This is a genomic window from Variovorax sp. MHTC-1, from assembly GCF_003984645.1.
In the GTDB taxonomy this organism is placed as follows: Bacteria; Pseudomonadota; Gammaproteobacteria; order Burkholderiales; family Burkholderiaceae_C; genus Variovorax.
Map to the genome: position 1 here is coordinate 75,751 of NZ_RWKI01000008.1, position 10,340 is coordinate 86,090.

7 protein-coding genes and 1 tRNA gene are annotated in these 10,340 nt (G+C 66.5%); 4 read left to right on the forward strand and 4 right to left on the reverse strand.

Going from position 1 to position 10,340, the window contains the following annotated elements:
• Nucleotides 1-22 precede the first annotated feature (22 nt).
• Nucleotides 23-568 carry a DUF2946 family protein gene (locus EJI01_RS15550; protein WP_126838052.1) on the forward strand — a complete coding sequence of 182 codons (546 nt, stop codon included), beginning with the start codon at nucleotides 23-25 and terminating at the stop codon, nucleotides 566-568.
• Between the two features lie 49 nt (nucleotides 569-617).
• Here EJI01_RS15550 and EJI01_RS15555 read toward each other — a convergent pair whose 3' ends face one another.
• The 4 genes from EJI01_RS15555 to EJI01_RS15570 all read right to left on the reverse strand — a co-directional run bounded on the left by EJI01_RS15555 (nucleotide 618) and on the right by EJI01_RS15570 (nucleotide 7,187).
• Nucleotides 618-1,220 (reverse strand): c-type cytochrome, encoded by a 603-nt coding sequence (locus EJI01_RS15555; RefSeq protein ID WP_126838053.1) that lies wholly within the window; start codon nucleotides 1,218-1,220, stop codon nucleotides 618-620.
• A gap of 91 nt (nucleotides 1,221-1,311) precedes the next feature.
• Nucleotides 1,312-2,739: an efflux transporter outer membrane subunit gene (locus EJI01_RS15560; RefSeq protein ID WP_126838054.1), complete on the reverse strand. Its 1,428-nt coding sequence runs from the start codon at nucleotides 2,737-2,739 to the stop codon at nucleotides 1,312-1,314.
• Nucleotides 2,732-5,896 carry an efflux RND transporter permease subunit gene (locus EJI01_RS15565; RefSeq protein WP_126838055.1) on the reverse strand — a complete coding sequence of 1,055 codons (3,165 nt, stop codon included), beginning with the start codon at nucleotides 5,894-5,896 and terminating at the stop codon, nucleotides 2,732-2,734. Before EJI01_RS15565 ends, EJI01_RS15560 begins: the two co-directional genes overlap by 8 nt.
• 13 nt (nucleotides 5,897-5,909) lie before the next feature.
• A complete protein-coding gene (locus tag EJI01_RS15570) occupies nucleotides 5,910-7,187 on the reverse strand; it encodes an efflux RND transporter periplasmic adaptor subunit (protein ID WP_126838056.1) in 1,278 nt (425 codons plus the stop codon).
• A gap of 143 nt (nucleotides 7,188-7,330) precedes the next feature.
• Here EJI01_RS15570 and EJI01_RS15575 point away from each other — a divergent pair, with 143 nt between their 5' ends.
• The 3 genes from EJI01_RS15575 to EJI01_RS15585 all read left to right on the forward strand — a co-directional run bounded on the left by EJI01_RS15575 (nucleotide 7,331) and on the right by EJI01_RS15585 (nucleotide 9,485).
• Nucleotides 7,331-7,990, forward strand: a complete 660-nt coding sequence (locus tag EJI01_RS15575) for a TetR family transcriptional regulator (protein WP_126838057.1) — start codon at nucleotides 7,331-7,333, stop codon at nucleotides 7,988-7,990.
• A gap of 41 nt (nucleotides 7,991-8,031) precedes the next feature.
• Nucleotides 8,032-8,106: transfer RNA gene (locus EJI01_RS15580), tRNA-Arg, on the forward strand.
• Between the two features lie 176 nt (nucleotides 8,107-8,282).
• A complete protein-coding gene (locus EJI01_RS15585; protein ID WP_126838058.1) occupies nucleotides 8,283-9,485 on the forward strand; it encodes a tyrosine-type recombinase/integrase in 1,203 nt (400 codons plus the stop codon).
• Nucleotides 9,486-10,340: the final 855 nt, after the last annotated feature.

The following is a 10,340-nucleotide window of genomic DNA, read 5'->3' on the forward strand; positions in this document are numbered from 1 at the left end:
GATCCGCGCCAGAATGAGCCTTATGGACGACATCGTCAAACAGGCGCTCGCCAAATGGCCGAACGTGCCGCACTGCTACGGTTGGCTCGGCCTGGACGCGCGCGGCAACTGGTACATGCGCGACGACCGCACCCAGGCCATGGGGCCTTTTCCGGCGGCCAAGGGCTCCTTGCTCAAGCACGACAAGCTGATCGATTTCATCCAGCGCAACTACGAGCACGACGAGCGCGGCCAGTGGTTCTTCCAGAACGGCCCGCAGCGCGTCTACGTCGAGCTCGAAGCCGCGCCGTGGATCTGGCGTGTCGCGGAAGACTTCTCGGTCCGTTCGCACAGCGGGTTGGAGGTGGAACCCTCGGCCTGCCTGCTCGATGAAGACGGCAGGCTCTACCTGGTGGCGCCGCTCGGGCTCGGCCTGGTCCATACGCAGGACGTGGGCGTGGCGGCCGAGGCGATCGAAGCGGGGCGCTGGACGCCGCAGGACGTGCGTGCCGCGGAGTTGCCTGCGCGCTTCGGCCATGTCATGAGCCCGGCCGCGGGCCAACCGCTCAGGCAGCCGGCGCACCCGTAAAAAAAAGAGCCCGCATGCGGGCTCTTCGTTCGAGAGGGTGTGTGAAGCCCTATGGCTTGGCCGGCGCGGCCGCATCGGATGCCGCCGCCTCGGGTGCGGGCGCCGCGGGGCGGTCCGGCACGGGGAACTTGGCGCCGGCCGAATTGGCCAGGTAGACCACCGCACGGCCGATCTCGACATCCTCGAAGTCGCCGCCGCCCTGGGGAGGCATGGCGCCCTTGCCCTTGAGCGCATGCTCGAGCAGCGTGGCGTAGCCCTGGCCGAGGCGGGGGCCCCAGGCCGCGGCATCGTTGAGGTGCGGAGCCGTCGGGATGCCGGGTGCGCCGTGGCAAGCCACGCATTGCGCCTTGAACACGGCCTCGCCGGCGGCCAGCGGCCGGTTGGCGTCGCGGATCTCGATCGAGCCGACCTTCTTGAGCCGCTCGGCGACCTCGCGGTCGCGCGCTTCCTTCGACACGCCGTAGAGCGACATGCTGTCGCCCTGCGCATCGCCCGAGGGATGGGTGCCGGAGACCACGTAGGAGACCAGGCCCGCGATGATCAGGATGGGAGCGATGAACGAGAAGAAGACCGCGAGGAGCAGCTGTTTCGGGTTCTTGATCGGGCCGGTATGGGCGTCTTGTGTGGCCTGGTAGTGCGGGTCGTCGCTCATGGCGTCCTCAGTATCGGGGGCTCTTCGGGGGCGTTTTTCGGATCAACCGGCGATTATAGAGAGGCGCCCGGGGACGCCCCCACGGTCCGCCTCAACGCGTTGCCCAGCCGCCACCCAGCGCTTTGTAGAGCGCAATCTGGTTTTGCAGCTGCAGCAGCCGGGTCTGCACTGCGGCCTGCTGCACGCCGTAGAGCGAACGCTGCGAATCGAGCAGGTCGAGCGCGCTCGCGATGCCGTTGCGGTAGCGCAGGTCGGAGAGCCTGAAGCGGACCTCCTCGGCGTTCGACTGCGCGCGCAGCGCCCGCAACTGCTCGCCGAGCGTGGCGCGGCCGGCGAGCGCGTCGGCGACTTCGCGGAAGGCCGTCTGGATCGACTTCTCGTATTGCGCCACCGCGATCTCGCGGCCGGCCCGGGCCGAATCCAGCCCGGCCTGGTTGCGGCCCGCATCGAAGATCGGCAGCGTGATCTGCGGCGCGAAGGACCAGGCCTTGGAGCCCTTGTCGAACAGCCCCGAGAACTCGCTGCTCGCGGTGCCGATCGACGAAGTCAGCGCGACGCGCGGGAAGAAAGCCGCGCGCGCGGCGCCGATGTTGGCATTGGCCGCGATCAGCTGCTGCTCGGCGGCGCGGATGTCGGGCCGCTCGCCCAGCAGGTCGGAAGGCAGGCCGGCCGGCAGGTCCGGCATCAGCGCGATCGCATCGAGGCCGCGGCCGCCTTCGGTCGCCTCGGCCGGCACCGGCGCGCCGAGCAACAAGGCCAGCGCGTTCTCGTCCTGCATGCGCAGGCGCTGCTGCTCGGCGTAGGACGCGCGCGCGGACTCGGCCAGCGTCTCGGCCAGGCGAAGGTCGATCTCCGAAACTACGCCGCTGTCGAAGCGCAGGCGCGTGAGCTTCTGCGACTCCTCGCGCGTGGCCAGGGTCTGGCGCGTCAGCTCGAGCAGCTGGTCGTCCGCGATCAGCGTGAGCCAGCCGCTGGCGACCGCGCCGATCAGGCTTATCTGCGCCGCCTTGCGCGATTCCTCGGTAGCGAGGAACTGCGCCAGCGCCTGTTCCTTGAGGCTGGCGACGCGGCCGAAGAAGTCGAGCTCCCAGGCGGTGATGCCGAGGTTGACCGAATAGCTCGATGCCACGCTGCCGCCCACGCCCACTGCCTGGAGCGCGTTCGGACTCGAGCGCGAGCCGCTGGCCGTGAGATCGAGCGCGGGGAACTGGGCCGCGCGCTGGATCTGGAGCTGCGCGCGCGCCTGCTCGATGTTGAGCACGGACACGCGCAGGTCGCGGTTGTTGGCCAGCGCGGTCTCGATCAGCTTCGCGAGGCGCGGATCGGTGAAGAAGTCCTGCCAGGCGAGCGTGGAAGCAGGCGACTGGGGCGCTTGCGCACTGCTTGCGGCCTGCGCGCCCGGATAGACGGCCGGCACCGGTGCGGCAGGGCGCTCGTAGGCCGGGATGAGCGAGCAGCCGGCCAGCACCATGGCTGCAGCGCCGGCCAGCGCGGTGGAGACGATTTTCTTTTTAGTCATGGGCTGGGGCTTCCTCGATGCCTGCGGCCTGCGCATGGCGCCGATCGACTTCGTGCTGGCGCTCGCTGCCCTTGAACAGGCGGCGCACCACCACGAAGAACACCGGGACGAAAATCACCGCGAGCACGGTGCCGGTCACCATGCCGCCGATCACGCCGGTGCCGATCGCGCGCTGGCTCGCCGAGCCGGCGCCCGAGGCGATCACCAGCGGCAGCACGCCGAGGCCGAAGGCCAGCGAGGTCATGATGATCGGGCGGAACCGCAGATGGGCGGCGGCCAGTGCGGACTCGACCACGCCTTTGCCCTGCGCCTGCAGGTCCTTGGCGAACTCGATGATCAGAATCGCGTTCTTCGCCGACAGGCCGATGATGGTGATCAGGCCGACCTGGAAGTACACGTCGTTCGAATAGGCGCGCAGCAAGGTCGCGAGCAGCACGCCCAGCACGCCCAGCGGCACCACCATGATCACGGACAGCGGAATCGTCCAGCTCTCGTAGAGCGCAGCCAGGCACAGGAATACGGCCAGGATCGAGAAGGCGTAGAGGATGATCGCCTGCGCGCCGGCGAGCTTCTCTTCGCGCGACTGGCCGGTCCACTCGTAGCCGAAGCCCGGCGGCAGCTGCGCGGCGATCTTTTCCATCTCGGCCATCGCTGCGCCCGAGCTGGAGCCCGGCGCCGCCGAGCCCGAGATGCGGACCGCGGGGTAGCCGTTGTAGCGCACGGTCTGCTGCGCGCCGGTGATCCAGCGCGTGCTCGCGAAGGCCGACAGCGGCACCGGCATGCCCTGCGTGTTGCTCGCGTTGAGCTTGAGCAGGTCCGCCGGCTGCATGCGCGCCGGCGCGTCGGCCTGCACCACCACGCGCTGCAGGCGTCCCTGGTTCGGGAAGTCGTTGATGTAGCTCGAGCCGAGCGCGGTCGACAGCGTGCTGTTGATGGCATCGAAAGTGACGCCCAGCGCGTTCGCCTTGTCGCGGTCGATGTCGATCTGCAGTTGCGGCGCGTCTTCCAGGCCGTCCGGGCGCACCTGCGTCAGCAAGGCGCTCTTGCCGGCCATGCCGAGCAGCTGGTTGCGCGCGTTGATCAGCGCCTCGTGGCCGGCGCCGCCGCGGTCCTGCAGGCGGAAGCTGAAGCCGCTGGCGTTGCCGAGCTCGGGGATCGGCGGCGGCGACAGCGGGTAGATGAAGGCGTCGCGGATGCCCGACAGCGCCCCGAAGGCGCGGCCGGCCACCGCATCGGCCGATTGGCCCGGGTCGTGGCGCTGTGCCCAGTCCTTGAGCGTGACGAAGGCGAGGCCGGCGTTCTGGCCCTGGCCCGAGAAGCTGAAGCCCAGCACGCCGACCATGCTCTCGACCTCGGGCTGCTTCAGGATGTACTTTTCAACGTCCTGCATCACCGCCAGCATGCGTTCCTGGGTCGCGCCCGGCGGCAGCTGCACGTTGACGATGATGTAGCCCTGGTCTTCCTGCGGCAGGAAGGAGGTGGGCAGCTGGCGGTACACCAGCACCACCGCGCCGATGATGGCCACGTAGATCACCAGGTAGCGCGCCGCGCGCTTGAGGATGCGCGCCACCAGGCTCTCATAGCCCTTGGCTGTGCGGGCGAAGCCGCGGTTGAACCAGCCGAAGAAGCCGCGCTTCTCGTGGTGGTGGCCGGCCTCCACCGGCTTCAGCAGCGTGGCGCACAGGGCCGGCGTGAGCGACAGCGCCAAGAACGCCGAGAAGCCGATCGAGGCCACCATCACCGCCGAGAACTGGCGATAGATGTTGCCGGTGGAGCCCGCGAAGAAGGCCAGCGGCACGAACACCGAGATCAGCACCACCGTCACGCCGACGATGGCGCCGGAGATCTGGCGCATCGCCTTGCGCGTGGCCTCCAGCGGCGAGAGCCCTTCCTCGCTCATGATGCGCTCGACGTTCTCCACCACCACGATCGCGTCGTCCACCACGATGCCGATCACCAGCACCATGCCGAACATGGTCAGCACGTTGACCGAGAAGCCCAGCGCCAGCAGGATGCCGAAGGTGCCCAGCAGCGCGATCGGGACCACGACGGTCGGGATGAGCGTGTAGCGCCAGTTCTGCAGGAACAGGAACATCACCAGGAATACCAGCGCCACCGCCTCGAACAGCGTCTTCACCACCTCTGTGATGGAAATGCTCACGAAGCGCGAGCTGTCGTAGGGGATGGTCCACTTCACGCCCTGCGGGAAGAAGCGCTCGAGCTCGGCCATCTTGGCGCGGATCGCCTTGGCCGACTGCAGTGCGTTGCCGTTCGGCGCGAGCTGCACGCCGATGCCCACCGCCTGCTCGCCGTTCAGGCGTGCCGAAGTGGCATAGCCCTGGCCGCCGAGCTCGATGCGCGCCACGTCCTTGAGGCGCACGGTGGCGCCGTTGGTGTTGGCGCGCAGCACGATGTCGCCGAACTGCGAAGTCGTGGTGAGCTGGCCGTTGACCACCACCGTGGCCGCAATGGCCTGGCCCGCCACATTGGGCAGGTCGCCGATGGTGCCGGAGGACACTTGCGCATTCTGGGCGCGGATCGCCGCGTTGACCTCGGCCGACGACAGGTTGTAGCCCTGCAGCTTGGCCGGATCGATCCAGATGCGCATCGCGCGCTCGGTGCCGAACAGCTGGGCCTGGCCGATGCCGGCCACGCGCTGCAACTCGGGCACCACGTTGCGCGACGCGTAGTCGCCGAGCGCCGTGGTGTCGATCGCCGGGTTGTCCGAGGACAGCATCGTGAACAGCAGGAAGTTGTTGCGCGACTTGTCCACGCGCACGCCCTGCTGCGTCACCGCCGCCGGCAGCCGCGGCGTGGCGCGCGACAGGCGGTTCTGTACGTCCACCTGGGCGAGTTCGGGATTGGTGCCGGTCTCGAAGGTAATGGTGATGGTGCCGGTGCCGTCCGCCTGCGCCACCGATTCCATGTAGATGAGGCCGGGCGAGCCGTTCATCTCGCGCTCGATGACCGAGAGCACGCTGTCTTCCAGCGTCTGGGCCGAAGCGCCGGGATAGGCGACGTTGACGACGATGGCCGGCGGTGCCACCGGCGGGTACTGCGCAATCGGCAGCTGCGTGATGGACACGGCGCCCACCACGATGATGAACAGCGCGATCACCCACGCGAAGATGGGTCGGTCGATGAAGAATTTGGCCATGCGGGGACGCTCCTTACTGCTTCGCGGCAGGAGCCGAAGCGGTTGCCGCGGCGTCGGCAGGAGCAGCGTTGGCGGAGCCGGCGGAAGCCGGCGTCGGCGCCTTCCACGGCACCGCCTTCACCGGCGCGCCGGGCGGCATCATCATCAGCTTCTGGAAGCCGTCGACCATGACCTGCTCGCCGGCCTTCAGGCCATCGAGCACGATCCACTGGTTGTTCTGGGCCGCGCTGATCTTCACCGTGCGCTTGTGCATCTTGCCCTCGGCGTCGACCACCGTCAGCGTGTCGCCCTGCTGGGTGCGCGTGACCGCCTGCTGCGGCACGGTGATCGCGTTGGTGGCCTGGGCCTGCTCCACCTTCACGCGCACGTAGAGGCCGGGCAGCAGTTCGCCCTTCGGATTCGGGACTTCGGCGCGCAGCGTGACCTGGCCGGTGGTGGAATCGACCGTCAGGTCGGAGAACAGCAGCTTGCCCGGGAGCGCGTACTCGCTGTCGTCTTCCAGCACGACGCGCACGCTGGCCGCGTCGGCGCCGCTGGCCCGCTTGAACTGGCCGGCTTCCATCGCGCGGCGCAGCTTGAGCACGTCGCTGGCCGACTGGGTGAAGTTCACGTACATCGGATCGATCTGCTGGATCACGGCCAGCGCCGTGGCATCGCCCTGGCCCACCAGTGCGCCCTCGGTCACCAGCGCGCGGCCGATGCGGCCGGAGATCGGCGCCGTCACGCTCGCGTAGCCGAGGTTGATCTTGGCGGTCTGCACCGCGGCGCGGCCCACCGCCACATCCGCCTCGGCGGTCTTGGCCGCGGCCACGGCGTTGAGGTATTCCTGCTTGCTGACCGCATTGGCTTCGACCAGCGGCTTGTAGCGCTCGGCCAGCGCCTTGGCCTGCACCGCGTTGGCTTCGGCTCGGGCCAGGCTCGCCTGCGCGCTCTGCGCCGCGGCGGCGTAGGGCGCGGGGTCGATGTTGAACAGCGGCTGGCCCGCCTTCACATCGCTGCCTTCGCGGAACAGCCGCTTCTGCAAAATCCCGGCGGCGCGGGCGCGCACCTCGGCGACGCGCGAGGCTTCGAGCCGGCCGGGCAGCTCCGTCACCAGCCCGACGTCGGTCGGCGTGGCGACCACCACGCCGACTTCGGGCGGCGGCGGTGCGCCCCCGCCGCCCTGGGCGGCTGCGGCCGGCGCTTCGCTCTTGCCGCAGGCCGCGAGCGCAAGCACCGCAGCGACCGCGGCCGCGACGGCCGCGCGGCGCGGCGAAAACAACGAATGACGCGAGACATGCAGATCGGGCATGCGAATCCTTTGAGCAAAGAAGGGGGACGGTACGTCGCGGCGCAGGTGCTTAAAGCATCACGGCGAGTCAGGCCATCGGGAGGGGCCCGAGTTTACATACATTCATGCATGTATAGTGATTTCCCTCACGTAAACAAGGGGGCATGGTGGTCCGACGAACCAAGGAAGAGGCGCTGGCGACACGGCACCGGCTGCTCGATGCTGCCGAAGTGCTGTTTCAAAACCAAGGCGTTTCGCAGACCTCATTGCAGCAGATCGCGCAGCAGGCCGGCGCCACCCGCGGCGCAATCTACTGGCACTTCAAGGACAAGGCGGATCTCTTCAACGCGATGATGGAGCGCGTCACGCTGCCGCTGGAGGCGGCGACGCGCGAGGCCAGCACGACGGGCGAGGATCCGCTGGCGGCGATCGAGCGGGTGATGGTCCAGGCCCTGAGCCTGATGGTCAGCGACCCGCAGGTGCGGCGCGTGTTCGAGATCGCCACGCTCAAGGTCGAATACACCAGCGACATGGAGGCGGTGCTGCAGCGTCACCGCAGCGCGCGCAACGAATGCGTGATCGATTTCGGCAATGCGCTGCAGCACGCGGCGCGCGAGGCGGGCATCCAGCTGCCGATCCCCGTCAAGACTGCGGCCTACGGCCTGCATGCGGTGATCAGCGGGCTGATCCAGGACTGGCTGCTGGAGCCCGAGGCCTTCGATCTCGTGCCGGCCGGCCGCCACATCTTCCGCGTCTACCTGGCAGGCCTCGGTTTCGAGCGCCCGTCCGCAGTCGTCGACGCAGCCTGCAAGGCCGCGGCCTGATGGGCGATAATGACGGGCTCCGGTCGCTGGGCCGGAGCCATCTCGCTGTATTTCAACGGATAGAATTCGGCCCTCCGAAGGCTGAGATCCAGGTTCGATTCCTGGCGGCGGGACCAGAACATCGTTTCGCACAGTCTCAAAACAGCCCAGAACCCGCATGCTTTCTAGCATTGCGGGTTTTTTGTTGCCTCTCGCAATCGCGCTACGTAGCATGACATACCGTCAAATTGACGGTACCTCTGACGGTATCCCAGCTACCGTCAGGGCCGACATACCGTCACAGGAGGCAGCGATGGCACTCGGAGACACGTTCGTTCGACAGGTAAAGCACAGCGGCAAGCCCAGCGGGGACAAGTACACCGACGGCGGTGGCATGTACTTGCTGGTCAGCGCCGCCGGCAAGTACTGGAGGATGGACTACCGCCTTGACGGCAAGCGCCGAACCTTGGCCCTGGGCGTCTACCCTGATGTTTCGCTAGCCAAGGCTCGCCAGCGACGCGAAAAAGCGCGGGAACAACTGGCGGACGGCATCGACCCCGGAGTGGCAAAACGGGAGGAACAACGTGCCAAGGCCGATGCGGCCGCGAACACCTTCGAGGTTGTGTCGCGCGAGTGGCTGGAAAAGACGGCGAACAAGCGCGCCGCCGTGACGCAGGCCAAAGTCACAAGCTGGCTCGAGAAGGACGTGTTCCCACATATCGGCAAGCTGCCGGTATCAACCATCCGAGCCAAGGACGTGCTCGACAAGGTGGCTCGTCGCATGGAGGCACGCGGCATTCACGAAAGCGCCCATCGCATCGTGCAGATTTGCTCGCAGGTGTTCCGCTATGCGGTGGCGATCGGTCTGGTGGAGCGCGACGTAACCGTCGACCTTCGCGGCGCGCTGGTATCGGTCGACAAGACCAACTATGCCGCGATCACAGACCCGAAGCAGGTCGGGCAACTCATGCGCTCGATCCGCGCCTACGAAGGCCACCCGACGGTGAGGGCGGCATTGCAGTTGTCCCCGTTGGTTTTCGTACGCCCCGGCGAACTTCGGGCGGCAGAATGGAGCGAGATGGACCTGGATGCGGGCGAATGGCGTATTCCGGGCCCGCGAATGAAGATGAAGGTTGAGCACCTCGTGCCGCTCTCACGGCAGGCCGTGAGGATCCTTCGAGAGGTGCAGCCCATCAGCGGGCACTGCCGGTACGTGTTCCCCAGCATCCGCACTGGAGAGCGCTCCATGAGTGAGAACACGGTCAACGCGGCGCTGCGTGGGATGGGGTACGCCAAGGAAGTGATGACTGCCCATGGCTTCCGGGCTATGGCCCGGACTATCATGGACGAGGTGTTGGGCGAGCGTCCTGACCTGATCGAACACCAACTCGCGCACATGGTGAAAGATCCCAACGGGCGAGCCTACAACCGCACTGCTCACTTGCCGGCGCGCAGGGAAATGATGCAGCGCTGGGCAGACTACCTAGACGACTTGACCCAAGGCGCCAGAACGTAGGGCTTGCAATGTCAGCGCAAGTCCCCGACACCTACTCACGTTTTCTAGTTCGAATCTCACGCTCTCCGCCAGTTCATGTTGAAAATCAACAACGTATGTGGATTTTAAGAGTCTATACCACATAAAAGCCCACATAAAGCCGCGGTCCTATTGGACTGCGGCTTTTTTGTCTGGGAACATGCGGGCATTGAGGGCGAAGTTCAGCGATCGTCTTTAGGAATCTGACGGCTGTGAGTCAAACAAGCTCCTTATGGCCGTTGCAACGAGGAGGAAACGGCACTCGCGTCTCTACTGGACACAGTCCTTTGAGTAGCTCAATCCACTAGTGGAACTGCGGCAATAAAAGCATAGCGTTGCTCCGGAATTCCGCCGCTGATGGCCAAGTTCGCGGCGACATCGTGCCGCCGCCGCTCGAACACGAAAACAAGTCGGGCGTTCAAGAGACATGCAGGCGGGTAGCAAAATGTTACTATTCTTGAACGGAGAGTTCCTCGGGGCGTCTTCGAGCGAACGCCACGAAACGATCTTTGCTGCGGGTTCATTTTGGTATGGCTGTCTCACCAGGGATATTTCTTAAGCTTCCCGATGACCTTGGTTCTGGAAAGTTGGAACGTCTCGACGGCGACACTGCCCATGCGCGTCTCTTTCACTCTGTCGCCGAGCAAGAATCAGCGTGGCTTCCCGTCCCTAGTCTTCGCCGCGCCTACCTGAGTAAAGGCACTCTATATCACTCAGGAGTGGGCACTGCGGTCGGCCGAGTCGCCGTGTTTCGTCGCCTGGATGACGGCACGATGGAGTACGACATTCAGTATCCCAACCGGGTGAGTCGAGACCACCGGGGGACAAGCCTGGATA